Origin of the sequence: Burkholderia sp. AU15512, assembly GCF_002223325.1 — a bacterium.
Lineage (GTDB): Bacteria > Pseudomonadota > Gammaproteobacteria > Burkholderiales > Burkholderiaceae > Burkholderia.
This window is the reverse complement of sequence record NZ_NKEX01000003.1, coordinates 1140919-1164628: the sequence shown is the minus strand read 5'-3', so window position 1 is coordinate 1164628 and position 23710 is coordinate 1140919. Positions and strand designations below refer to the sequence as shown.

Sequence of the window (23710 nt, the reverse complement as noted above, 5' to 3'; positions counted from 1 at the left end):
GTCAGTCTCCTTTCGCGCGTACGACGCGTTGTTCGATGCGTTTTTCGGGCGTCGCGTTCAGCACGATGCGTTGCACGAAAATCCCCGGCGTGTGGATGTGGTCCGGATCGAGCGCGCCGTTCTCGACGATCTCCTCGACCTCGGCGATGGTGATCTTGCCGGCCATCGCGCACATCGGGTTGAAGTTGCGCGCGGTGCGGCGAAAGATCAGGTTGCCCGACTTGTCGGCCTTCCAAGCCTTCACGAGCGCGACATCGGCCGTCAGCGACGGCTCGAGCACGTAGTGGCGATCGCCGAACTGGCGCGTTTCCTTGCCTTCCGCGATCACGGTGCCGTAGCCCGTGTTCGTGAAGAACGCCGGGATGCCCGCACCGCCCGCGCGCAGCTTTTCGGCGAGCGTGCCTTGCGGCGTGAATTCGAGCTCGAGTTCGCCGGCCAGGTACTGGCGCTCGAACTCCTTGTTCTCGCCGACGTACGACGAGATCATCTTCTTGATCTGGCGCGTTTCCAGCAGCAGGCCGAGGCCGAAACCGTCGACGCCCGCGTTGTTGCTGATGCAGGTGATGCCCTTGACGGCCGTATCGCGCAACGCCGCGATCAGCGCCTCGGGAATCCCGCACAGGCCGAAGCCGCCCACCGCGAAGGTCTGTCCGTCGCGGACGATCCCTTCCAGCGCGGCAGCCGCGCTTGGATAGACTTTGTTCATCAGTTGTCCCTTCCTCTATGGAAACCAGCGAAACCGGTTCACGCGCCCACGTGGCCCGCAAGCCCGCCGCATCATTCTATGCATGCACGGCGATGCCTGCGTCGAGGCGCGCTGTTTTTATACCGCGGCAAACCGCCACGAGATGCCTGAAAGGGTACGATGCGGCGCGGATGCGGCACAATACGCAAAAATACATAAGCGTTTGCCTCCGCTTGCCTGCGCCATGCCCGCTCTCGATTACCAAACCGCCTTCCTCCTCGCGCCGCTCGGCCTCGTGCTGTCGCGCGACCGCGTGATCGAGGACTGCAACGACGCGCTCGCGTCGATCTTCCGCTGCGCGCGGGCCGACCTGATCGGGAAATCGTACGAGGTGCTCTACCCGTCGACGGACGAATTCCAGCGCATCGGCGAACGCATCGCGCGCGTGATGGCCGCGAACGGCATCTACTCGGATGACAGAATCATGAAACGGGCGGACGGCGAGCTGTTCTGGTGCCACGTCACCGGCCGCGCGATCGACCGCACCGCCCCGCTTGCGGCGGGCGTGTGGACCTTCGAGGATTTGAGCGCGACGCGCCGGGTCGCCGTCGAACTGACCCCGCGCGAGCGCGAGATCGCCGCGCAGCTCGCGACCGGCAAGACCAGCAAGCAGATCGGGCGCGTGCTCGACATCAGCTCGCGTACGGTCGACATCTACCGCGCACGGCTGATGCGCAAGTACGGGACCAACAATACGCCGGAGCTGCTGCAGCGCCTGCTCGGGCAGTGAGTGACGGCACCCGGATGACAATCGGCCGCACATGGCGGCCGATTCCGGAAACAACGGGTATGGCGTGCCGCCCCGGCGACCTTGTGCCGGCCCGGACGCGCCGACTCGACGCTCAGCCGACCTTCGCCGCGAGCGCGCGCTCGATCGTGTCGCGCAGCAACTGGGGCAGCGGCACCGACTTGCCGAGCGCGTAGTCGACCCACACGCAGCGTGCATTGCCGCGCGCATAGACATGCTGCGGATCGTCGGCGCGCGTCAGCTCGAAACCCGTGTCGAAGCTGCTGCGGCCGGGTTTTGCAGCCGACATCTTCGCGATCACGTCGCCCGGATAGTGCAGTTGCTTGAGAAATTCCATCGACGCCGTGACGATGACGGGCCCCTGCCCCTCGCCGTTGCCGCCGGCGATGCCGAGCTCCTCGAACCACGAGATCCGCGCCTGCTCCATGTAGCGGAAATAGACCGTGTTGTTCACATGGCCGAACGCGTCCATGTCGCCCCAGCGGATCGGCATCGACATCTCAAAAACGGGGGAATAATCACTCATTGCAGTCTTCTTTGTGGCGGTATGTCGTCCGCTCAGGCGAGGCCGAAGCCGTCGTCGGCGGAGATAATCGAGCCATTGATGAACTGCGACTCGTCGGCCGCGAGCAGCAACAACAGCCCGTCGAGATCCTGCGGCTTGCCGACGCGCCGGCGCGGCAGCATCGACTGCAGCTTCTGGCCCTGCTCGGTTTCCCACAGATAATGATTGATTTCGGTATCGATATAGCCCGGACAGATCGCGTTGACGTTGATCCCGTGGCGCCCCCATTCGAGCGCCATCGCGCGCGTCATCTGCACGACCGCGGCCTTGCTCATCGCGAACAGCCCGATCTGCGGAAACACGCGCAACCCGGCCACCGACGCGATGTTGATGATCCGGCACGGCGGCTTGCCGTTGCCGCTTCCGTTCGCGCGCATGATCATCCGCTTCGCGACTTCCTGTGCGACGAAAAACGCGCCGCGCGTGTTGGTGTCGAATACGAACTCGAAATCCGCCGGCGTCACGTCGACGAGCTTCTGCATCGTCGAGACGCCCGAATTGTTCACGAGGATGTCGATCGTACCGGCTTCCGTCTCCGCATGCGCGACCGCCGCCTTGATGCTCTGGACGTCGGTGACGTCGAGCGACACGACGTGCGCGGCGCCGCCCGCCGCCTCGATCTCGGCACGCAGCTCCTTCAGGCGCTCGACCCGACGGCTCGCGAGCACGACCTTCGCACCGGCCTGCGACAGCACCTGCGCAAAGCGCTGCCCAAGGCCGCTCGACGCGCCCGTGACCAGCGCAACCTTGCCTTCCAGATTGATCGACCGACCCATTTGCACTTCCCCTTTCGATGTCGTTTCGCCGCTACGGACAGCACAGCCCGAGCGGCATTACCCTGGCACTAAAATAGAACGATCGTGCTAATCTAGCCGCATGCTGTTGCGGCAAGCGTTTCGTTTCGCAGACAATACGCTCCCGAATAAAAGCATTCTAACGGTTAGAGGAACGCCAATGACCCCCGCAAGCCTCATCGAGCAGTACGGCCCGCGCGAATCGATGGAATACGACGTCGTGATCGTCGGCGGCGGCCCCGCCGGGCTGTCGGCGGCGATCCGGCTCAAGCAGCTGGCCGCCGAGAAAGGCACCGAAATCGGCGTGTGCGTGCTCGAGAAGGGTTCCGAGATCGGCGCGCACATCCTGTCGGGCGCGGTGATGGACCCGCGCGCGATCAACGAGCTGTTTCCCGACTGGAAGGAACGCGGCGCACCGCTCGACGTCGAGGTGACGGAAGACCGCTTCCTGTTCCTGTCCGAGAAGAGCGCGGTCACCACGCCGAACTGGGCGCTGCCCGCGAACTTCCAGAACCACGGCAACTACGTGATTTCACTGGGCAACGTCACGCGCTGGCTTGGACAGCAGGCCGAGGCGCTGGGCGTCGAGATCTTTCCGGGCTTCCCGGCCGCGGAGATTCTCTACAACGACGACGGCTCGGTCAAAGGCGTCGCCACCGGCAACATGGGCGTGGGCAAGGACGGCGAGCCGACCGAGAACTTCCAGCTCGGCATGGAACTGCATGCGAAGTACACGCTGTTCGCCGAAGGCTGCCGCGGCCATCTGGGCCGCCAGCTGATCTCGAAGTTCAAGCTCGACGCAAACGCGGATCCGCAGGCCTACGGGATCGGCATCAAGGAACTGTGGGAAATCGACCCGGCCAAGCACAAGCCGGGCCTCGTGATCCACACGGCCGGCTGGCCGCTGAAGTCGGATACCTACGGCGGCTCGTTCCTGTATCACATGGACAACAACCAGGTCGTGGTCGGCTTCGTGGTCGGCCTCGGCTACACGAACCCGTACCTGTCGCCGTTCGAGGAATTCCAGCGCTACAAGACGCACCCGTCGATCCGTGCGTTCCTGGAAGGCGGCAAGCGCGTGTCGTACGGCGCGCGCGCGATCACGGCCGGCGGACTGCTGTCGCTGCCGAAGACGGTGTTCCCGGGCGGCGCGCTGATCGGCGACGACGCGGGCTTCCTGAACGCATCGCGGATCAAGGGCAGCCACGCGGCGATCAAGACCGGCATGCTGGCCGCCGACGCCGCATTCGACGCGGTGCAGGCCGGCCGCCAGTCGGACGAGCTCAACGCGTACCCGGACGCCTTCAAGCAGTCGTGGCTGTACACGGAGCTGTACCGCGCGCGCAACTTCAAGCAGTGGATGGCGAAGGGGCTGTACCTCGGCACGCTGATGGTCGGGCTCGAGCAGAAGGTGATGGGCGGCAACGTGCCGTGGACGCTGCATCACAAGCATGCGGACCACGAGATGCTGAAGCCGGCGTCGCAATGCCAGCCGATCGAGTATCCGAAGCCGGACGGCAAGCTGACGTTCGATCGCCTCTCGTCGGTGTTCATCTCGAACACGAACCACGAGGAGAACCAGCCGGCGCACCTGACGCTGAAGGATGCGAACGTGCCGGTGAACGTGAACCTGCGCACGTACGCGGGGCCGGAGGGGCGCTTCTGCCCGGCGGCCGTGTACGAGTTCGTGAAGAACGACGACGGCAGCGATCGCCTGGTGATCAACGCGCAGAACTGCGTGCACTGCAAGACCTGCGACATCAAGGACCCGACGCAGAACATCGTGTGGGTCACGCCGGAAGGCGGTGGCGGGCCGAATTACCCGAACATGTAATGGCCGGAACGCGCCGCCACGAGCGGCGCGCTTTTTTGGGTGCCGTAAACGAAACGGGGCGCTGCTTGATGCAGCGCCCCGTTTTGCATGCTCCGCGCAACTGCCGGCGAGACGCGCTGCGCCCCGCCCGCTTGCGTCAGGTCGCGCTGCCCGCGATCTTCGGCGTCGGCGTCTCTACATCGCCGCACTGCGCGCGATGGCGCAATGCATGGTCGATCAGCACCAGCGCGAGCATCGACTCCGCGATCGGCGTCGCACGAATGCCGACGCACGGATCGTGGCGGCCGAACGTTTCCACCGTCGCCTCCTCGCCGGCCTTCGTGATCGAACGGCGCGGCGTGCGGATGCTCGACGTCGGCTTGATCGCGATCGACACGGTGATGTCCTGCCCCGTCGAAATCCCGCCGAGCACGCCGCCCGCGTGGTTGCCGACGAAACCGCCCGGCGTCAGCTCGTCGCCGTGCACCGAGCCACGCTGCGCGACGCTGTCGAAGCCCGCACCGATCTCGACGCCCTTCACCGCGTTGATGCTCATCATCGCCTTTGCGATGTCCGCATCGAGACGGTCGAACACCGGCTCGCCCCAGCCGACCGGCACACCCGATGCGACGACGTCGATGCGCGCGCCGATCGAATCGCCATCCTTGCGCAGCGCATCCATGTACGCCTCGAGCTCCGGCACGACGGCCGCATTCGGCGAGAAGAACGGATTCTCATGGACGTGCGACCAGTCGACGAACGGCACGTCGATCTCGCCGAGGCCGCTCATGTAGCCGCGCACCTCGACGCCGAAGCGCTCGCGCAGCCACTTCTTCGCGACCGCACCCGCGCCGACGATCGGCGCGGTCAGGCGCGCGGACGAGCGGCCGCCGCCGCGATAGTCGCGGATGCCGTATTTCTGCCAGTAGGTATAGTCGGCGTGGCCGGGACGGAACGTCTCGACGATGTTGCCGTAGTCCTTGCTGCGCTGGTCGGTGTTGCGGATCAGCAGCGCGATCGGCGTACCGGTCGTCACACCTTCGAACACGCCCGACAGGATCTCGACCTCGTCGGCCTCCTGTCGCTGCGTCACGTGGCGCGACGTGCCGGGCTTGCGGCGATCGAGTTCGACCTGGATGTCGGCTTCGGTCAGCCCCATTCCCGGCGGGCAGCCGTCGATCACGCAGCCGATCGCGGGACCGTGCGATTCGCCGAAGGTCGTGACAGTGAAAAGCGTGCCGAGGGTATTGCCGGACATGATGGAACCGCCCAAAGAGAAATGGACAAACCGATGCGCTGCCCGGGCCGCAGGCAGGTCGATCGTTTGCCGGTCGAGAAAAAGAGGTAAGCCGCTATTATGCCAGCCGTCCCGGGCACGCGGGCCGTGTGAACCGTTCGGACCACACCGGCCGGCCACGGGAACGGCCCCGGGCGTCGCTTGCCGACCCGCGCCGTTCCGGTCGAACGGGCCCGTTCACGGCGGCCATGACGGCCCGGGGCGATGCCGCCGGGCCCGCCCCGCCTACTTCCGCGCGCCGCGCAGTTCGGTGACTGCCGCCTGCAGCACTTCGGGTGTCGCGACCGACGCCGGGATCGGCTCGCCGACCGCCAGCGTCAGCCGGCTCATCACGCCGCGCTTGATGGGCCGCGGCATCCGCGCATCGGAATGCCGCGAAAAATAGCTGCCCCACAGCCCGCGCAGCGCCATCGGGATCACCGGTGCCGGCGTGCGGCCCAGGATCTCGGTGATGCCGTGGTGGAACGTGTTGATGTCGCCCGTCTTCGTCAGCTTGCCTTCCGGGAAGATGCACACGAGTTCGCCTTCCTTCAGCGCGGCCTCGCATGCGTCGTACGCGCGCGCGAGCATCGCGGGATCCTCGTGGCGCGGTGCGATCGGGATCGCCTTCGCATGCCGGAACACCCAGCTTGCGAAGCGCGTCTTGAAGATCCGGTGGTCCATCACGAAACGGATCGGGCGCGGGCTCGCGGCGGCCAGCACGAGCGCATCGACGTAGCTGACGTGGTTGCACACGAGCACGGCCGCCCCTTCCGCCGGAATCCGCTCCGCGTGCACGAGGCGAATCCGGTAGAACGTATGCACGAGCACCCATGCGACGAAGCGCAGCAGGAACTCGGGCACGAGCAGATAGATATACGCGGCGACGATCACGTTCAGCAGCGCGGTGACGAGGAACAGCCCCGGGATGTCGACGCCGGCCTTGGTCAGCCCCATCGCCATCACGGCCGACAGGATCATGAACAGCGCGTTCAGGATGTTGTTCGCGGCGATGATCCGCGCACGGTGCGTCGGCGCGCTGCGGCTCTGGATCAGCGCGTACAGCGGCACGCTGTAGAAGCCGCCGAACATCGCGAGCAGGAACAGGTCCGCCAGGATGCGCCAGTGGCGCGCACCGGCCAGGAACTCGCCGACCGACAGCAGATGGCCGGGCGACGGCAGCGCATGGCTCGCGAAATACAGCTCGATCGCGAACACGCTGATGCCGATCGAGCCGAGCGGCACGAGGCCGATCTCGACGCGCCGCTGCGACAGGCGTTCGCACAACAGCGAGCCGAGGCCGATACCGACCGAGAACGTCGCGAGCAGGACCGTGACGACGTCGGGGCTGGCGGACAGCACGTCCTTCGCGAAATTGAAGAACGACGTGAGGAACGTCGCGCCGACGAACCATAGCCACGAGATGCCGAGCAGGCTCAGGAACACGGTGCGGTTCTGCCGGGCGAGCCCGAGGTTGCGCCAGGTCTCGCTGACCGGATTCCAGTTGATCACGAGATCGGGCTGCGGCGCCGGCGTGGACGGCACGCGCTGCGCGACGCACCGCCCCGCGAGCGCGATGACGACGACGCTCACCGCGAGCACGCGCTCGCCGTTGCCCTCGATGCCCGCGGCCGCACCGCCGATGATCGTGCCGATCAGGATCGCGATGAACGTGCCCATCTCGACGAGGCCGTTGCCGCCCACCAGTTCGTGCTCGCCGAGATGCTGCGGCAGGTACGAATACTTGACGGGCCCGAACAGCGTCGAGTGCATCCCCATCATGAACGTGCACAGATACAGCAGCGGCGCGCTGTGCGTGACGAAGCCGGCCGCGCCGACCAGCATCAGCACGATCTCGAAGGTCTTCACGAAACGCGTGAGGGTCGCCTTGTCGTACTTGTCGGCGATCTGGCCGGACGTCGCCGAGAACAGCACGAACGGCAAGATGAAGATCGCGGAAATCAGGAAGGCCGCCGTCTTCGCATCGACACCGGCGAACCGCGCGGTGTGATAGGTGACGAGCGACGTGAAGCCGATCTTGAAGACGTTGTCGTTCAGCGCGCCGAGGAACTGGGTCGTGAAGAACGGCGCGAAACGGCGCTCGCGCAGCAGGTCGAACTGCGACGCGTGCGCGCGCCGTTCGTCACGCCGCCTGGAAGTGGCTTGCGTTTGATCGCTCATGCGGAATACGCGCGCGCCGTCTGGGCAGCGCTGCGCGGGCCTCGTGTGGTCATTGAAAAAAGGCGGCGCAGGACCAACCTGCGCCGCCGCGTGCCGGGTGGCGGCGCCCGCGCGTGACGGCGACGGGCGCGGCGTGGTTCACGACTTGTGCGCTTCGGCTTCCGATTCCGGCCAGTCGCGGATGTATGCCTTCAGCATCCGGTTCTCGAAGCTCTGCGCCTCGACGACCGTCTTCGCGACGTCGTAGAACGAAATGACGCCCATCAGCACCTTCTTGTCGAGCACCGGCATGTAGCGCGCATGGCGCTCGAGCATCATCCGGCGCACTTCGTTGACGTCCGTTTCCGGCGTGCACGTGAGCGGCTCGTCCATCACCTTGCGCACCTGCACGTCGCCGATCGCGCCGCCGTTCACGTGCAGACGCAGGATGATCTCGCGGAACGTCAGCATCCCGACGAGATCGCCGTACTCCATCACGACGAGCGAACCGATGTCGTGTTCGGCCATCGTATCGACCGCTTCGCGCAGCGGCTTATCGGGCGTCACCGTAAACAGCGTGTTGCCCTTCACTTTCAGAATATCGCTGACGCGCATCGTAGTCCCCTCATGCTTGAATGCAAAACCTCTTTCGATCCTATCGGAAAGCCTGTCAAAAGGAAAGCGCGGGCCCGCGCGGCGGGCCGCCGCCCCCGCTTGCGGAAGCGGACTACCGGCAGCACAATGGCCCCATGAACAGCGGCCAGAGGAGACGTCCATGGCGCATACGCATTCGGAGCAATTCGCCAGCTTCGCCGATTTCTACCCGTATTACCTGAATGAACACCAGAACCGGACGTCGCGGCGGCTGCACTTCGTCGGCTCGCTCGGTGTGATCGGCTGTGTCGCGATGGCGGTCGCGACCGGCGACTGGCTGTGGCTGCCTGCGGCGATCGTCTGCGGCTACGGCTTCGCGTGGGTCGGGCACTTCTTCTTCGAGAAGAACCGCCCGGCCACGTTCCGGCACCCGATCTACAGCCTGATGGGCGACTGGGTGATGTTCAAGGATATCTGTACGGGCAAGATCCCGTTATAACGCGGCCGGGCATCCCGCTCACGCGGGGCGCGGCGGCCGCGCGTGCGGATCGGGCACGGCGCCCGGCGCCTGCCCCGGCATCGCCGTCGGCTGCGCCCCCGCAAGCCGGTGGGCGGCAATCAGCGTCGCGAGCGACACGTCGAAGCGGTCGCTCGACAGCACCGCGAGCAGCGCCGCACCGTCGACATGGCTGCGGCGCCGCTGCAGCTGGTAGGTCAGTTCCGTGCGGTCGATCACCAGCACGTCGAACAGCTGCGCAAGCGTCAGCTGCTCCGGATTCGCGAGCAGGATGTAGCGCGGCGTAGTCTCGCCGCCGCCGTCGAGCCGCGCAATCCATTCCCGCTCCTCCATCGTCGTCAGCAGGCGCTGCGCGGTTTCCATGTCGCAGCGCAACATGGTCGCGAGCCGCATCGCCGTGTAGCCGCGCTTGCCGGCCGTGCGCGCTTCGGCCAGCCGCGCGAGCATTTCCAGCGCGTCGAGCAGGTCGCTGCCCGGGTAGTGGATGCGGTGGAACTGGCCGACGCGGATCGCCGGCAGCGCGGACGCCACCATCGCGCCGAGCAGCGCGATGAACCAGCTCAGGTACACCCACAACAGGAACACGGGCAGCGCCGCGAACGCGCCATAGACGGCCGTGTAGGTCGGAATGCGCCGCACGTAGTAGCCGAAGCCGCGCTTCGCGAGCTCGAACGCGACGGCCGCGAACAGCCCGCCGATCACCGCGTCGCGCCATGCGACCGTGCAGTTCGGCAGGTATACGTACAGCAGCGTGAACGCGAGCACCGTCAGCGGCAGCGAGACGAGCGCGAGCAGCCACTCGACGATCGACGTGGACGGCGCGGCGCCGGTAAACGCCAGCGACTGCGTGAACAGGTACGACGAGATCGACAGGCTCACGCCGAACAGCAACGGGCCGAGCGTGATCAGCGCCCAGTACGCGAGCACGCGCTGCGCGAACGGCCGCGGCTTGCGCACCCGCCAGATCAGGTTGAACGCCGACTCGATCGTCATCATCGTCATCACCGACGTGACGACGAGCACGATCAGGCCGGCTGTCGTCAGCCCCTTCGCCTTCGACGCGAACTGGTTCAGGTACTTGAAGATCTGGACGTTGAACTGCGCGGGCATCAGGTGATCCGCGAGGAACCCCTGCAGCGAGATCTGGAACGACGCGAACATCGGGAACGCGGTGAACAGCGCGAACGCGACCGTCACGAGCGGCACGAGCGCCAACATCGTCGTGAATGTGAGGCTGCCCGCCACTTGCGGGATGCGATCCTCGGCGCTGCGCCGGGCCGCGAACTGCGCGAGGCGCTTGATGGTGTCGAGATCGACGCTCAACTTCGGCAAACGACTTCTCCTTCTTGATGCCGCGCGCCCGACGGCGCGCCGCCGCCGCGCTGCGCGACGGCTTCAGCCCCTATAATAGCCGCTCGATTCCAGCAGGGGCCGACTGCACCGGGCACGCGCGCGGCCGCACGCGGCTCCGTCGCCCCATGAAAGACATCCTCGTCCTCTATTACAGCCGCCACGGCGCCACGCGCGATCTCGCGCTCGCGATCGCGAACGGCATCGACAGCGTGCCGGGCATGCAGGCCCGCATCCGCACCGTGCCGCCCGTGTCGGCCGTCTGCGAAGCCACTGCCCCCGACATCCCCGCCGACGGCCCGCCGTACGCGGAACTGCGGGATCTCGAGGAATGCGCGGGCCTCGCGCTCGGCTCGCCGACCCGCTTCGGCAACATGGCCGCCGCACTCAAGTATTTCCTCGACGGCACCACACCGCAATGGCTGTCGGGCGCCCTGACCGGCAAGCCGGCCTGCGTGTTCACGTCGACGGGCAGCCTGCACGGCGGCCAGGAATCGACGTTGCTGTCGATGATGCTGCCGCTGCTCCATCACGGGATGATGATCGTCGGGATTCCGTACACGGAATCCGCGCTCACCACGACGCGCACCGGCGGCACGCCCTACGGCGCATCGCACGTCGCGCAGCACGATCGCTCGGCAGCCGCCGGGCTGTCGGCGGACGAAAAGGCGCTCGCGGCCGCGCTCGGCGTGCGGCTCGCGCGCGCGGCGGCCGCCCTGTCCAGCGCCCAGGCCGCCGAGACCGCATGAACGCCCCCGCCCGCCCTGCCGTCACGGCCCGGCCGCGCCACGCGCTGATCGCCACCGCGTGCCTCGTCGCACTGATCGCGCTGTCGCTCGCGTGGGAGCTGTGGCTCGCGCCGCTGCGCCCGGGCGGCTCCGCGCTGATGCTCAAGGCGATCCCGCTCGCGCTCGCGCTGCCCGGCGTCTGGCGGCGTAACATCTATACGATGCAGTGGGCGAGCATGCTGATACTCGTCTATTTCGCCGAAGGCGTCGTGCGCGGCATGTCCGATCGCGGGCTGTCCGCGACGCTCGGCTGGTGCGAGACCGCGCTCGCCGTCGTCTTCTTCGTGGCGGCGCTGGCGTACGTCGCGCCGTTCAAGCGCGCGGCGAAAAAGTCGCGCGCCGCGTCCTGACCCTTACGCGACAAGGTGATGATGTCCTCCGAAGCTTTCGTTTCCGCGTGCCGTGACGCGATCGGCGCCGATCATGTGCTGACCGACCCGCACGATACCGAACCATTCCTGACCGACTGGCGCCGCCGCTACAAGGGTGCCGCGTGCGCGGTGCTGAAGCCCGCGAACACAGCCGAAGTCGCCGCGCTCGTCAAGCTGGCCAACGCACACGGCATCGCGCTCGTGCCGCAAGGCGGCAACACGGGCCTGGCCGGCGGCGCCACGCCCGACGCGAGCGGCAGCCAGGCCGTGCTGAGCGTTGCGCGCCTGAACCGCGTGCGCGCGCTCGATCCGCACAACAACACGATCACCGTCGAAGCCGGCGTGATCCTCGCCGACGTGCAGGCGCGCGCCCGCGAAGGCGGCCGGCTGTTCGCGCTGAGCCTCGCGGCGGAAGGCAGCTGCACGATCGGCGGCAACCTGTCGACCAACGCGGGCGGCACGGCGGTGCTGCGCTACGGCAACGCGCGCGAGCTGTGTCTCGGGCTCGAGGTCGTGACGCCGCAAGGTGAAATCTGGGACGGCCTGCGCGGGCTGCGCAAGGACAATACGGGCTACGACCTGCGCGACCTGTTCATCGGCGCGGAAGGCACGCTCGGGATCATCACGGCGGCCGTGATGAAGCTGCATCCGCTGCCGGCCGCGCAGGTCACTGCCCTCGCCGCGCTGGAATCGCCGCACGCGGCGCTCGATTTCCTCGCCCTCGCGCAGCGCGCGGCCGGGCCGCTGCTGACCGGCTTCGAGCTGATGTCGGACTTCTGCATGCAGCTCGTCGGCAAGCACTACCCGCAACTGCGCTACCCGTTCGCGCAGACGCATGCGCAGACGGTGCTGCTCGAACTGTCCGACAACGAAAGCGAAGCGCATGCGCGCGCGCTGTTCGAGAAACTGATGGAAGAAGCGTTCGAGGCCGGGCTCGTGGTCGACGCGGTGGTCGCGGAGAATCTCGCGCAGTCGCGCGCGTTCTGGGACCTGCGCGAACACATCCCGCTCGCGCAGGCCGACGAGGGGCTCAACATCAAGCACGACATCGCGGTGCCGATTTCGTCGATCGCGCGCTTCATCGACGAGACCGACGCGGCGATCCAGCAAGCCGCGCCGGGCGCGCGGATGGTCACGTTCGGCCACCTCGGCGACGGCAATCTCCACTACAACGTGCAGATGCCCGAAGGCGGCGACCCGAAAGCGTTCCTGGCCGCGTTCCAGGCGCCGATCAACCGGATCGTCTACGACAACGTGCATCGCCACCACGGCACGATCAGCGCGGAGCACGGCATCGGCCAGCTGAAGATCGACGACGCGCAGCGTTACAAGTCGCCGGTCGAAACGGCGCTGATGCGCACGCTGAAGACCGCGCTCGATCCGCGCGGCCTGATGAATCCCGGCAAGGTCCTGCGCTGAAGCCGTCCACTCCGGAGCCCCGCCCGTGAAAGTCCGCGTCCTGTCCGACCTGCATCTCGAAAGCAACCTGCCCGACGTGATCCCGCATGCCGACGCGGATCTCGTCGTGCTCGCCGGCGACATCCACAATCACGCGGAAGGCCTGCGCTGGGCCGCCGAAACGTTCGATCCCGCGGTGCCGGTGATCTACGTGCCGGGCAACCACGAGTACTACGACGGGGAATTCGGCGCGCTGGAGTCGGCGATGCGCGATGCGGCGCAGGCGCTCGACAACGTGCATTACCTGAACAACGACGTCTACGTCGATCCCGGGCAGCGCTACCGCGTGCTCGGCACGACGCTGTGGGCCGATTTTTCGCTGTTCGGCGCCGACGAAGCCAGCGTTGCCGGTTCGATCGAGGCCGGGCAGCGCGTGATGCTCGATTTCAAGGGATTGATCCAGGTGACCTGGCCGCACGATGCGGCGCTGCATGCGGCGCCGGGCACGCCGGAGCGGGATTTCTCGCCGGCGGACGCGATCGCGCTGCATCGACGCAGTCGCGCGTGGCTCGAAGCGCAGCTCGCCACACCGTTCGCGGGCCAGACGATCGTCGTGACCCACCATGCGCCGCACCGGCGCTCGCTGGCGGAGCGCTATGCGGAAGATCTTGCGTCGGCGGGATTCGTAACGGACATGGCGGAGCTCGTGCGGCCGCCGGTCAATCTGTGGCTCCACGGCCACACGCATACGTCATTCGACTATGTGGCGGACGGCGGCACGCGCGTGGTGTGCAACCCGCGCGGCTACATCCACCGGCGCACCGGCGAACTGGAAAATACCGCGTTCACGTGGGACAAGGTCGTCGAGCTCGGCTGAACGCCGGCCCGCGCGGCCGCGTTGCGCGGCCTTTTTCAACCCGGGGCGTGACGGCCGGATCAGCGGCCGGGGCGGCGTTGCTCGCGCACCCGCACCGGCACCGGCTTCATCTGCGCCTTCGCCTTCATCGCGCGCAGCAGGTCGCGGGTCGCCGCGGCGGCCGCGGCCGCGCCCAGCAGGACTCCAAGGCCGATCATCAGGTGCGTATCCATTGCTACTCCGGGGTTGCGTATCTCGTTAATTCCCACAGTATCAAACTGTCTGACACGCGTTCGTAAAAAAATGTTGCGTGAAGGACAAATCTCGTCAGATCGCGGTCAACCGCGCTGTCATGTCGCACGCGTGTACTGCTCGAGCGCGGCTTCGTCGGCGGCAAGCGTGGCCGGCAGTTCGTCGCGCAGGAAATCGACCCAGGTGCGAATTTTCGCGTCGAGGTACTGGCGCGACGGATACAGCGCGTAGATGTTCATCACGTGCGACCGGTACTCGGGCATCACGCGCACGATGTGCCCGCTGCGCAGCCAGCCGATCGCCGAATAGAGCGGCAGGCCGCCGATCCCCATCCCTTCCCGCACGGCCACCGCGAGCGCCTCGGCGACGTTCACGCGAAACGGCGGCGCCGTGACCGGCACGACCTCGTCGCCGTTCGGCCCCGATAGCGCCCATTCGTCGAAGTGAAAGCCCGGCGCGATCATCCCGAGGCACACATGCTGCGCGAGGTCGGCCGGCCGCTGCGGCACGCCGTGCGACTCGACATAGCCGGGCGATGCGCACACGACGCTGTAGCTCACACCGAGCCGCTGCGACACGAGCCCCGAATCGGGCAGGTCGCGGCCGACGACGATCGCGACGTCATACCCCTCGTCGAGCAAATCGGGCATCCGCTGCGCGAGGGTCAGCTCGACGTGCACGTCCGGGTAGCGCTCGCGATAGCGCGCGATGGCCGGCACCAGGTAGTGCTGGCCGAGGCTCGTGAAGCAATGCACCTTCAGCTTGCCCGACGGGCGCGCATGCGCGTCGCCCGCCTCGGCTTCGGCCTGGTCGACATACGCGAGGATCTCTTCGCAGCGCTGCAGATAACGCTCGCCGGCTTCGGTCAGCGCGATCCGGCGCGTCGTGCGGTTCAGGAGACGCGTGCGCAGGTGCGCCTCGAGATCCGAGACCGCGCGCGACGCGTAGGCGGTAGTCGAATTCATCTGCTGGGCGGCCGCGGTAAAACTTCCCGCGTCGACCACGCGGACGAACACCCGCATGTTTTGTAACGTATCCATCCCATTGCCCGTTTGAATCCGGACGGATTGTTGCACAGAGGCGAACAAGTATTGTCTCAGGATTCGTAAAAATGACTTGCACCCTTGTCCATTTATTCAGGAATCACTGAAAAATATAATCGCATCCGACTCATCTATATCCGAAAGGGAGAAAATCGTGCAGTCTCCGGCGACAAAAGGGACGCTCGCACTGGCGGTTCTTGCAGTCTCATTAATAATGGCCGGATGCGCGAGCATGGGCGACAACAAGCCGCAGTCGGCCCGCATCGAGGCGAACGCGCTCGACGCCGGCGCCGCCATCCGCGCGGCCGACCGTGACGCAGGCTGGCCCGCGGCCGACTGGTGGCGCGCCTACCGCGATCCGCAACTCGACGCCTGGATCGCCAACGCCCAGGCCGGCAACCCGACGCTCGCGGCCGCCGAGGCACGGGTGCGCGAAGCGCAGGCGATGGCGCGCGTGGCCCGCTCGGCCGAGCTGCCGCAGATCAACGGCAACCTGTCGCTGATGCGCCAGCACTGGCCGGACAACGTGTACTACGGCCCCGGCCCGCTCGCGAACACCGATACCTGGAACAACACCGGCACGCTCGGCCTGTCGTACCACCTCGACCTGTGGGGCAAGGACAAGAACGCGACCGAGCGCGCACTCGACACCGCGCATGCAACCGCCGCCGACGCGCGTGCGGCCAAGCTCGAGCTCGAAGTCAACGTCGTGCGCGCGTACGTCGGCATGTCGATGAACTACGCGCTGCTCGACCTCGCGCACGAAACGTTCGAACGCCAGCGCTCGCTCGCCGATCTGGCGCACAAGCGGCTGCAGGCCGGCCTCGGCACGCAGCTCGAAGTGAGCCAGGCGGAATCGACGCTGCCCGATTATGAGCGCCAGATCGACAGCTATGAGGAAGCGATCCAGCTCGCACGGCATCAGCTCGCCGCGCTTGCCGGCAAGGGCCCCGGCGCGGGCGATGCGATCAAGCGGCCGCAGCTGTCGCTCGACGCACCGGCCGGCCTGCCGTCGGCGATGCCGGCCGACCTGCTCGGCCGCCGCCCCGACGTCGTCGCGGCGCGCTGGACGGTCGACGCGCAGGCGCGCGGCATCGATGTCGCGAAGGCGTCGTTCTACCCGAACATCGACCTGCTCGCGACGGTCGGCGGCTTCGGCGTGACCGCGCCATTCACCGACTTCCTGCGCGCGATGAACGGCGGCTGGACGGCCGGCCCCGCGCTGTCGCTGCCGATCTTCGAAGGCGGCCGGCTGCGTGCGCAGCTCGGCGCTGCGAATGCCGGCTACGACCAGGCAGTCGAGCGCTACAACCAGACAATCGTCGGCGCGCTCAAGGACATCGCCGACCAGGTCGTGCGGATCCGTTCGCTCGATACGCAGAAGAAGGACGCCGCACGCTCGGTGGCCGCCAACGACCGCAGCTACCAGCTGTCGCGCGAAGGCTTCCGCCGCGGGCTGACCGACTACGTGAACGTGCTGGTCGCGCAGCAGCAGTTGCTGCGCGCGCAGGAAACGGCCGCCCGCATCGATGCGGAACGCCTCGCCGCGCATGCGCAGTTGATGGCCGCGCTCGGCGGTGGGATCGAGACGGGTACCGATGTGCGGGGCGACCATCCGCCGCATGACGAATCCGCCACCGGCGCAGCCGCGCCTGCCGCCGCGTCGGGTGCGAAGCCCGTGGCGGCCGTCGCCCGGCCCGCGCAGGTGGCCGCCGCCGGTGCGTCCGGCGTGCCGGCCGCACGGTAACGCGGAGAGCCGCCATGTCAGCCTCCTCCCCCGCTTCCACACCCGCCGGCGGCCCGTTCGCGGCCTGGGCCGCCGCGTTCGGCGACTGGGCCCGCACCGACGGCGCCGCGTGGCTCTATCTGTTCAAGGCGCTGCTCGCGACCTTCATCGCGCTCGGCGTGTCGATGCGGCTCGACCTGCCGGCACCGAAGACGGCGATGACGACCGTCTTCATCGTGATGCAGCCGCAAAGCGGCGCCGTGCTCGCGAAGAGCTTCTACCGGGTCGCCGGCACGATCTTCGGGCTCATCGCGACGCTCACGTTCGTCGGGCTGTTCCCGCAGCAGCCGCAGCTGTTCCTGCTGGCGATCGCCATCTGGATCGCGCTGTGCACCGCCGGCGCCGCGCGCAACCGCAACTTCCGCAGCTACGGCTTCCTGCTCGCCGGCTATACGACCGCGCTGATCGGCCTGCCCGCGTCGCAGCATCCGGACGGCGCCTTCATGAGCGCGATGACGCGCGTCTCCGAAGTCATCATCGGGATCGTGTCGGCCGGTGTCGTCAGCGCGCTCGTGTTTCCGCAGTACACCGGCGAGCAGATGCGCACGACGGTGCGCAAGCGCTTCGGCAGCTTCGTGGACTACGTCGCATCGGCGCTGTCGGGCCAGCTCGACCGCGCGCACATCGAGACGATCCACACGCGCTTCGTCGCCGACGTGGTCGGCTTCGAGGCCGCGCGCAGCATGGCCGTGTTCGAGAATCCGGACACGCGCATGCGCAGCGGCCGGCTCGCGCGGCTGAACAGCGAGTTCATGAGCGCGTCGAGCCGCTTTCACGCGCTGCATCAGTTGATGAACCGGCTGCACGCGGCCGGTGCGCAGGCCGCGATCGATGCGATCGAGCCGTATTTCCGCGAAATCGCACCGCTGCTCACGCGCCATGGCGAACCCGTGCGCACGTCGATCGACGCCGCGCACTCGGCCGAGCAACTGCTCGCGTGGCGCGACGCGCTGCCGCGCCGCATCCGCGCGACGCGCGCGGAGCTCGAAACGCAGCCCGGCTTCCCGCTGCTCGACTTCGACACGGCCGCCGAGCTGCTGTACCGCTTCATCACCGACCTGCAGGAATACGCGGCGACCTATGCGTCGCTCGCGACCGCGACGCACGAGCGCGAACGCTGGATCGAGCGCTACGAGCCGCGCACCAACCGGACGGCCGCCACGATCGCGGGGATCCGCACCGCGACGGTGATTCTCGCGCTCGGCTGGTTCTGGATCGAGACCGCGTGGCCGAGCGGCGTGATGCTGGTGCTGAACGCCGCGGCGACCTGCGCGCTCGCGTCGTCGGCACCGCGCCCGACCGCGATGGCCGCGCAGATGGGGATGGGCACGGCGCTGGCCGTTTGCACCGGCTTCCTGCTGATGTTCGGCATCTACCCGCGGATCGACGGCTTCTGGCTGCTGTGCGCGGCGCTCGCGCCGTTGCTCGCGATCGGCATCTACATGACGCTGAAGCCGAAGCTCGCGGGCTACGGCATGGGCTACCTGATCTTCTTCTGCTTCCTCGCCGGCCCGGACAGCATCACGCACTACGATCCGATGAGCTTCATGAACGACGCGCTCGCGCTGCTGCTGTCGATGCTGGTATCGGCGATCGCGTTCGCCGTGCTGTTCCCGCCGACCGCGCCGTGGCTCAAGAAGCGGCTGCTCGCCGACCTGCGCCACCAGGCCGTCGCGGCCTGCCATGCGCGGCTCGCCGGCTTGCGCACGCGCTTCGAGAGCGGCGCGCGCGACCTGATGTACCAGGCGCACACGCTGTCGGCCGACCAGCCCGACGTGCAGCGCGACGCGCTGCGCTGGATGTTCGCGGTGCTCGAAACCGGCAACGCGGCCATCGACCTGCGCCACGAGCTGGCCACGCTGCCGTCCGATCCGCGCTATGCGCCGACGACGCCGTGGCGACGTGCGATCGAGACGATGCGCGCCGCGCTGTCGTCGCTGTTCGCCCGGCCGGACACCGAACGCTTCGACGCCACGCTCGCCGCGGTCAACGCTGCGATCGACGCGACCCGGCAGACGCTCGACGCGTTCACGCCGACGCGCGAGGAACGCCACCGGCTGCAGCGGATCCTGAGCCACCTGCATTTCGTGCGCACGGCCCTGCTCGATCCCGAATCGCCGCTCGCCGCGCTCAACCGCAACCGCCCCGTGCGTCCCCAACCAGGAGCCTCGTCATGATGCCGCGTGAAATCGCCATTCTCGATGCCTACATGCCCACGGTGGTGCTGATGTTCGTCCTCGGCGCGCTCGCGACCTGGGCCGTCGACCGCCTGCTCGCCTACACGGGCCTCTACCGACTCGTCTGGCACCCGTCGCTGTTCCGGGCCTGCCTTCTCGTCTGCATTTGCGGCGGACTGAGTCTTGCCGTTTACCGTTGATTCCGAACCATCATGATTCTCAGAAAACTCTTCGGCTTCGTCGCGACCGCCATCATCCTTCTCGTCGCGATCCTGATCGGGCGCTCGCTGTGGGTGCACTACATGGACGATCCGTGGACGCGCGACGGGCGCGTACGCGCCGAGATCGTCAACGTCGCGCCGGACGTGTCGGGCGCGATCGTCGAGCTGCCCGTGCATGACAACCAGCTCGTCAAGAAAGGCGACCTGATCATGCAGATCGACCCGTCGCACTACCAGATCGCGGTCGAGCAGGCGCAGGCGGCCGTCGCCGCCCGCCGCGCGGAACTGCAGATGCGCCGCGACGACGCGGCCCGCCGCGCGGATCTCGATGCGCTCGTCGTGTCGAAGGAAAACCGCGAGAACGCCGCGCACAGCGCGTCGAGCGCCGATGCGCAGTACCAGCAGGCGATCGCCGCGCTCGATGCCGCGAAGCTCAACCTCGAGCGCACGCGCGTCGTCGCGCCGGTCGACGGCTACATCACGAACCTGCAGACCTTCAAGGGCAATTACGCGGTGGCCGGCCAGGCGAAGCTCGCGATCGTCGACAGCCACTCGTTCTGGGTCTACGGCTACTTCGAGGAAACCAAGCTGCCGCGCGTGAAGATCGGTGCGCCGGCCGAGATGCGGCTGATGAGCGGCGGCGTGATGAAGGGCCACGTCGAAAGCATCTCGCGCGGCATCTACGATCGCGACAACCCGCAGAGCCGCGACCTCGTCGCGGACGTGAACCCGACCTTCAACTGGGTGCGCCTTGCGCAGCGCGTGCCGGTACGCATCAAGATCGACGACGTGCCGGCCGACGTGGTGCTGTCGGCGGGCACGACCTGCACGGTCATCATCGATCCGGACAAGCAGAAGAAGTCGTAAACGCGGGACGGCCGGGCACGCTCAGGCCGCGATGCGAAAGCGCCCGACCAGTGACTTCAACGCCTGCGCCTGCTCGTCGAGCGCATTCGCCGCGGCGGCCGCCTGCTCGACGAGCGCTGCGTTCTGCTGGGTGCCGGCGTCCATCTGCGTGACCGCGCGGCCGATCTCGTCGATCCCGGCGCTCTGCTCGTCCGACGCGGCGGAAATTTCACCGATGATGTCGGTCACACGCTTGACCGCACGCACGACGTCGCCCATCGTGCGGCCCGCGTCATGCGCGAGCGTCGCACCGTTCGCGACGCGCTCCACCGACGCACCGATCAACTCGCGAATCTCCTTCGCCGCGGTCGCCGAGCGCTGCGCGAGCAACCGCACCTCGCCCGCGACCACCGAGAAGCCACGCCCCTGTTCGCCCGCGCGCGCCGCCTCGACCGCCGCGTTCAACGCGAGAATGTTGGTCTGGAACGCGATCCCCTCGATGGTGCCGATGATGTCGCGGATGTTCTTCGCGCTGTCGTCGATCTCGCTCATCGTCGCCACCACACGCCCGACGACTTCCCCGCCCGTCTCCGCGACGGCCGACGCATTGGCCGCGAGCGCGCTCGCCTGCCGCGCGTTCTCGGCGTTCTGGCGTACGGTCGACGTGAGCTGCTCCATGCTGGCCGCGGTGCGTTCGAGCGCGACGGCCTGCTGCTCGGTACGCTTCGACAGGTCGAGGTTGCCGGTGGAGATCTCGCCCGACGCCGCCGCGATCGCCTCGGCGCTGACGGCGATCTCGCCGACGGTCGCCGCGAGCCCGGTCTGCATCTCGGCCAGCGCACGCACCATGCTGTCGCGGTCGTGCCGGCCCAGCGTGATCGGTCGCGTCAGGTCGCCGCGCGCGATGTCCGCGGCGATCGCCTTCGCGTGCGCGGGCTCGCCGCCCAGCTGCGACGCGAGACGGCGCACGACGCGCTCGGCGATCACGATCGCGAGCACGATCAGTGCAACCGTCATCGCCGCGATCATCGCGAACGACGACGAGAAAATGGTGGCGGACGCATCGAGCGTCGCCTTCGACTTCGCGCCGCGCGTCTTCACGAGTTCGGCGACGAGTTTCTCGAGCTTGCCGGTTTCGACCAGCAGCGACACGTCCTGCGTGCCGACCTGCCAGTTCATCTGCGACAGGTCGAGCGGCTGCGCACGCACGAGTTCGACGAAATCGCGCAGATGCGCGCTCCAGGTGCCGACCGCCGTCGAGAACGCGTGCAGCCGCGCCGAATCGTCGGCGTCGGCCGGATCCGCGTAGCGCTGCAGCGTGCCGAGCGCCTGGCCGATCGACGCGAGCCCCGCGCCCACGTCGGCGCCCAGTTCGTCGCGCTCCTTCGCGGTGGTCGCGGTCAGCAGCATCTTCTGGGCACGGCTCGCGCGCAGCACTTCGGCCCGAACCTCCGCGGCCGCGCGGCTCGCGACGTGGCCCTGCTCGTAGACCGACGCGATCGACGCATTCAGCCGGCTGATCTGCCAGAGCGAAAACATGCCGATCGCCAGCGTGCCGGCGAGCAGGATCGCGAAGGCGGCGCGCAACGTCGCCTTGACGGTCCACTGCCGGCGCTCGCGACGCGCCGCGCGCAGGCGCCGTGCGGCACGGCCGGCGGCAACGTCGGGTGCGGCGGCGGCCGCACCCGGCTGTGGATGCAAAGATGCTGCTTTCATCGAACTATCCCCGTATTGATCACGCGGCCGGAAAGGTCGGTCCCGGCATTCCCGCGATGGCTGGCCTTGCCGCGCGTCCTGCGCCCGCCCCGGCGGATAGCCGGTGCCGGGCGCGGCGCGCCTGTTGTCATTGGGTCGTTCTACGGCCGCCACCGCCGTTTCTTGAGTCCGGGAAACCACGCACCGGCCCCGGGCGCGCCCTCCCATGACGGGCAGGCGCGCCGCCAGCGTTATACCCGGTCAAAAAAACGCGCACTTCACGATCCATCAGATGAATGTCCGATTCACGATAAAAGTTGTCCGGACATTCTCGATACGCCACATTACACTTCTTTGACGCAGCAACGATTCAAGACGCGCCAATCCCCAGCAGAGCGCGCCCACCACCTCAACTCGTTCAGCTCTCACATGGAAACCAGCCTCGACACCGGCTCCGCCGGCGCAGCCGCCGCCCAGCCATCCACGCCCCCCGTCGCCCGCACCGTGTACCCGGTGCTCGGCGCGATCAGCTTCTCGCACATGCTCAACGACATGATCCAGTCGTTGATCCTCGCGATCTATCCGATGCTCAAGAGCCAGTTCGCGCTGTCGTTCGCGCAGATCGGCCTGATCACGCTCACCTACCAGATCACCGCGTCGCTGCTGCAGCCGCTCATCGGCCTCTATACCGACAAGCGTCCGAAACCGTATTCGCTGCCGGTCGGCATGGGCTTCACGCTCGCGGGGCTGCTGCTGATGTCGGTCGCGCCGAATTTCCCGATGCTGCTGGTGGCCGCGGCGCTGGTCGGCTGCGGCTCGTCGGTGTTCCATCCCGAGTCGTCGCGCGTCGCGCGGATGGCGTCGGGCGGCCAGCACGGGCTCGCGCAGTCGGTGTTCCAGGTCGGCGGCAACGCGGGCTCCGCGCTCGGGCCGCTGCTCGCCGCACTGGTGATCATTCCGCACGGCCAGCACAGCATCGCGTGGTTCTCGGCGGCCGCGCTCGTCGCGATGATCGTGCTCACGCAGATCGGCCACTGGTACAAGAAGCATCCGTCGATGAAGAAGAAGGCCGCGGCGGCCGGCCACCCGACGCTGTCGCGCGGCCGCGTGCTGGGCGCGATCGGCGTGCTGGTGCTGCTCGTGTTCTCGAAGTACTTCTACCTCGCGAGCATCAACAGCTATTTCACGTTCTACCTGATCGACAAGTTCCACCTGTCGGTGCAGGCCGCGCAGATCCACCTGTTCGTGTTCCTCGCGGCCGTGGCGGCCGGCACGCTGATCGGCGGGCCGGTGGGCGACCGGATCGGCCGCAAGTACGTGATCTGGGTGTCGATCCTCGGCGTCGCGCCGTTCACGATGCTGCTGCCGTACGCGAACCTGTTCTGGACCAGCGTGCTGACCGTGATCATCGGCGTCGTGCTCGCGTCGGCGTTCGCCGCGATCCTCGTCTATGCGACGGAGCTGATGCCCGGCAAGGTCGGGATGGTCGCGGGCCTGTTCTTCGGCTTCGCATTCGGCCTCGGTGGGGTCGGCGCGGCCGTGCTCGGCCAGCTCGCGGACGCGACGAGCATCCCGTTCGTCTACAAGGTGTGCTCGTTCCTGCCGCTGATCGGCGTACTCACCGTGTTCCTGCCGAACCTCGAAAGCAGCCGGCGCAAGCAGGCGTGACGCACCGGCCGCGGCGTGCGCGCCGCGGCCGGTCGAACGGCTCGAAT

At 67.6% G+C, this 23710-nt stretch carries 22 protein-coding genes; 12 read left to right on the top strand and 10 right to left on the bottom strand.

What is annotated here, in order from left to right; all coding sequences use genetic code 11:
* Position 1: 1 nt before the first annotated feature.
* Entirely contained in the window at positions 2–706 is a 705-nt protein-coding gene (locus tag CFB43_RS08055) for a CoA transferase subunit A (RefSeq protein WP_089494699.1), read from the bottom strand.
* A 223-nt stretch (positions 707–929) separates the two neighbouring features.
* On the opposite strand from CFB43_RS08055, the gene CFB43_RS08050 reads away from it, so the two are divergent.
* Positions 930–1475 carry a LuxR C-terminal-related transcriptional regulator gene (locus CFB43_RS08050; protein WP_011351772.1) on the top strand — a complete coding sequence of 182 codons (546 nt, stop codon included), beginning with the start codon at positions 930–932 and terminating at the stop codon, positions 1473–1475.
* Between the two features lie 112 nt (positions 1476–1587).
* Here CFB43_RS08050 and CFB43_RS08045 read toward each other — a convergent pair whose 3' ends face one another.
* Positions 1588–2019: an acyl-CoA thioesterase gene (locus CFB43_RS08045; RefSeq protein WP_069247799.1), complete on the bottom strand. Its 432-nt coding sequence runs from the start codon at positions 2017–2019 to the stop codon at positions 1588–1590.
* A gap of 32 nt (positions 2020–2051) precedes the next feature.
* Positions 2052–2834, bottom strand: a complete 783-nt coding sequence (locus tag CFB43_RS08040; protein ID WP_089425196.1) for an SDR family oxidoreductase — start codon at positions 2832–2834, stop codon at positions 2052–2054.
* Between the two features lie 178 nt (positions 2835–3012).
* Here CFB43_RS08040 and CFB43_RS08035 point away from each other — a divergent pair, with 178 nt between their 5' ends.
* Positions 3013–4686 (top strand): electron transfer flavoprotein-ubiquinone oxidoreductase, encoded by a 1674-nt coding sequence (locus CFB43_RS08035; RefSeq protein ID WP_089494698.1) that lies wholly within the window; start codon positions 3013–3015, stop codon positions 4684–4686.
* 136 nt (positions 4687–4822) lie between these two features.
* Here CFB43_RS08035 and aroC read toward each other — a convergent pair whose 3' ends face one another.
* The 3 genes from aroC to CFB43_RS08020 form a co-directional block, all read right to left on the bottom strand.
* Positions 4823–5923, bottom strand: coding sequence for a chorismate synthase (aroC, locus tag CFB43_RS08030; protein ID WP_089425194.1), 1101 nt, complete (start codon positions 5921–5923; stop codon positions 4823–4825).
* Between the two features lie 264 nt (positions 5924–6187).
* Positions 6188–8122, bottom strand: coding sequence for an MFS transporter (locus tag CFB43_RS08025; protein WP_089494697.1), 1935 nt, complete (start codon positions 8120–8122; stop codon positions 6188–6190).
* Positions 8123–8260: 138 nt separating this feature from the next.
* Positions 8261–8716 carry a CBS domain-containing protein gene (locus tag CFB43_RS08020; protein ID WP_006755543.1) on the bottom strand — a complete coding sequence of 152 codons (456 nt, stop codon included), beginning with the start codon at positions 8714–8716 and terminating at the stop codon, positions 8261–8263.
* 160 nt (positions 8717–8876) lie between these two features.
* Here CFB43_RS08020 and CFB43_RS08015 point away from each other — a divergent pair, with 160 nt between their 5' ends.
* Complete coding sequence (locus CFB43_RS08015) at positions 8877–9194, top strand: Mpo1-like protein (RefSeq protein ID WP_089494696.1); 318 nt, start codon at positions 8877–8879, stop codon at positions 9192–9194.
* An 18-nt stretch (positions 9195–9212) separates the two neighbouring features.
* On the opposite strand, the gene CFB43_RS08010 is transcribed toward CFB43_RS08015, so the two are convergent.
* The gene (locus tag CFB43_RS08010; RefSeq protein WP_089494695.1) at positions 9213–10544 is read right to left on the bottom strand and encodes a YihY family inner membrane protein; all 1332 of its coding nucleotides are present in this window, start codon (positions 10542–10544) and stop codon (positions 9213–9215) included.
* A 146-nt stretch (positions 10545–10690) separates the two neighbouring features.
* On the opposite strand from CFB43_RS08010, the gene wrbA reads away from it, so the two are divergent.
* The 4 genes from wrbA to CFB43_RS07990 are packed head-to-tail and all read left to right on the top strand — an operon-like array spanning position 10691 to position 13996.
* Positions 10691–11311 carry an NAD(P)H:quinone oxidoreductase gene (gene wrbA, locus CFB43_RS08005; protein ID WP_089494694.1) on the top strand — a complete coding sequence of 207 codons (621 nt, stop codon included), beginning with the start codon at positions 10691–10693 and terminating at the stop codon, positions 11309–11311.
* Positions 11308–11700, top strand: coding sequence for a DUF2069 domain-containing protein (locus CFB43_RS08000; protein WP_089494693.1), 393 nt, complete (start codon positions 11308–11310; stop codon positions 11698–11700). Before wrbA ends, CFB43_RS08000 begins: the two co-directional genes overlap by 4 nt.
* Before the next feature lie 18 nt (positions 11701–11718).
* Positions 11719–13140: an FAD-binding oxidoreductase gene (locus CFB43_RS07995; RefSeq protein WP_089494692.1), complete on the top strand. Its 1422-nt coding sequence runs from the start codon at positions 11719–11721 to the stop codon at positions 13138–13140.
* A gap of 25 nt (positions 13141–13165) precedes the next feature.
* On the top strand, positions 13166–13996 hold the full coding sequence (locus CFB43_RS07990) for a metallophosphoesterase (protein ID WP_089494691.1): 831 nt from the start codon (positions 13166–13168) through the stop codon (positions 13994–13996).
* A gap of 59 nt (positions 13997–14055) precedes the next feature.
* Here the strand turns inward: CFB43_RS07990 and CFB43_RS38360 are convergent, their stop codons facing one another.
* A complete protein-coding gene (locus CFB43_RS38360) occupies positions 14056–14208 on the bottom strand; it encodes a hypothetical protein (RefSeq protein WP_163008969.1) in 153 nt (50 codons plus the stop codon).
* 117 nt (positions 14209–14325) lie between these two features.
* Positions 14326–15267 (bottom strand): LysR family transcriptional regulator, encoded by a 942-nt coding sequence (locus CFB43_RS07985; protein ID WP_089425187.1) that lies wholly within the window; start codon positions 15265–15267, stop codon positions 14326–14328.
* A gap of 157 nt (positions 15268–15424) precedes the next feature.
* Between CFB43_RS07985 and CFB43_RS07980 the strand changes: the two genes are divergently transcribed.
* Genes CFB43_RS07980 through CFB43_RS07965 form a run of 4 tightly spaced genes read left to right on the top strand, consistent with a single transcriptional unit; the run spans position 15425 to position 20321 of the window.
* Entirely contained in the window at positions 15425–17017 is a 1593-nt protein-coding gene (locus CFB43_RS07980) for an efflux transporter outer membrane subunit (protein WP_089494690.1), read from the top strand.
* A gap of 14 nt (positions 17018–17031) precedes the next feature.
* A complete protein-coding gene (locus CFB43_RS07975) occupies positions 17032–19233 on the top strand; it encodes an FUSC family protein (protein WP_089494689.1) in 2202 nt (733 codons plus the stop codon).
* Complete coding sequence (locus tag CFB43_RS07970) at positions 19230–19433, top strand: DUF1656 domain-containing protein (RefSeq protein WP_011351756.1); 204 nt, start codon at positions 19230–19232, stop codon at positions 19431–19433. Before CFB43_RS07975 ends, CFB43_RS07970 begins: the two co-directional genes overlap by 4 nt.
* A gap of 12 nt (positions 19434–19445) precedes the next feature.
* A complete protein-coding gene (locus CFB43_RS07965) occupies positions 19446–20321 on the top strand; it encodes an efflux RND transporter periplasmic adaptor subunit (RefSeq protein WP_089439860.1) in 876 nt (291 codons plus the stop codon).
* A 21-nt stretch (positions 20322–20342) separates the two neighbouring features.
* Here the strand turns inward: CFB43_RS07965 and CFB43_RS07960 are convergent, their stop codons facing one another.
* The gene (locus tag CFB43_RS07960) at positions 20343–22016 is read right to left on the bottom strand and encodes a methyl-accepting chemotaxis protein (RefSeq protein ID WP_089494688.1); all 1674 of its coding nucleotides are present in this window, start codon (positions 22014–22016) and stop codon (positions 20343–20345) included.
* A gap of 408 nt (positions 22017–22424) precedes the next feature.
* On the opposite strand from CFB43_RS07960, the gene CFB43_RS07955 reads away from it, so the two are divergent.
* Positions 22425–23663: an MFS transporter gene (locus CFB43_RS07955; RefSeq protein WP_089425183.1), complete on the top strand. Its 1239-nt coding sequence runs from the start codon at positions 22425–22427 to the stop codon at positions 23661–23663.
* The last annotated feature ends 47 nt before the right edge of the window (positions 23664–23710 follow it).

Coding starts and splice junctions, on each gene's coding strand:
- wrbA (WP_089494694.1), top strand. CDS start 10,691: ATGAAAGACATCCTCGTCCTCTATTACAGCCGCCACGGCGCCACGCGC.
- CFB43_RS08035 (WP_089494698.1), top strand. CDS start 3,013: ATGACCCCCGCAAGCCTCATCGAGCAGTACGGCCCGCGCGAATCGATG.
- CFB43_RS07965 (WP_089439860.1), top strand. CDS start 19,446: ATGATTCTCAGAAAACTCTTCGGCTTCGTCGCGACCGCCATCATCCTT.
- CFB43_RS07955 (WP_089425183.1), top strand. CDS start 22,425: ATGGAAACCAGCCTCGACACCGGCTCCGCCGGCGCAGCCGCCGCCCAG.
- CFB43_RS08015 (WP_089494696.1), top strand. CDS start 8,877: ATGGCGCATACGCATTCGGAGCAATTCGCCAGCTTCGCCGATTTCTAC.
- CFB43_RS07960 (WP_089494688.1), bottom strand. CDS start 22,016: ATGAAAGCAGCATCTTTGCATCCACAGCCGGGTGCGGCCGCCGCCGCA.
- CFB43_RS07975 (WP_089494689.1), top strand. CDS start 17,032: ATGTCAGCCTCCTCCCCCGCTTCCACACCCGCCGGCGGCCCGTTCGCG.
- CFB43_RS07985 (WP_089425187.1), bottom strand. CDS start 15,267: ATGGATACGTTACAAAACATGCGGGTGTTCGTCCGCGTGGTCGACGCG.
- CFB43_RS07995 (WP_089494692.1), top strand. CDS start 11,719: ATGATGTCCTCCGAAGCTTTCGTTTCCGCGTGCCGTGACGCGATCGGC.
- CFB43_RS08000 (WP_089494693.1), top strand. CDS start 11,308: ATGAACGCCCCCGCCCGCCCTGCCGTCACGGCCCGGCCGCGCCACGCG.
- CFB43_RS07970 (WP_011351756.1), top strand. CDS start 19,230: ATGATGCCGCGTGAAATCGCCATTCTCGATGCCTACATGCCCACGGTG.
- CFB43_RS08020 (WP_006755543.1), bottom strand. CDS start 8,716: ATGCGCGTCAGCGATATTCTGAAAGTGAAGGGCAACACGCTGTTTACG.
- CFB43_RS08040 (WP_089425196.1), bottom strand. CDS start 2,834: ATGGGTCGGTCGATCAATCTGGAAGGCAAGGTTGCGCTGGTCACGGGC.
- aroC (WP_089425194.1), bottom strand. CDS start 5,923: ATGTCCGGCAATACCCTCGGCACGCTTTTCACTGTCACGACCTTCGGC.
- CFB43_RS38360 (WP_163008969.1), bottom strand. CDS start 14,208: ATGGATACGCACCTGATGATCGGCCTTGGAGTCCTGCTGGGCGCGGCC.
- CFB43_RS08045 (WP_069247799.1), bottom strand. CDS start 2,019: ATGAGTGATTATTCCCCCGTTTTTGAGATGTCGATGCCGATCCGCTGG.
- CFB43_RS08050 (WP_011351772.1), top strand. CDS start 930: ATGCCCGCTCTCGATTACCAAACCGCCTTCCTCCTCGCGCCGCTCGGC.
- CFB43_RS08025 (WP_089494697.1), bottom strand. CDS start 8,122: ATGAGCGATCAAACGCAAGCCACTTCCAGGCGGCGTGACGAACGGCGC.
- CFB43_RS08055 (WP_089494699.1), bottom strand. CDS start 706: ATGAACAAAGTCTATCCAAGCGCGGCTGCCGCGCTGGAAGGGATCGTC.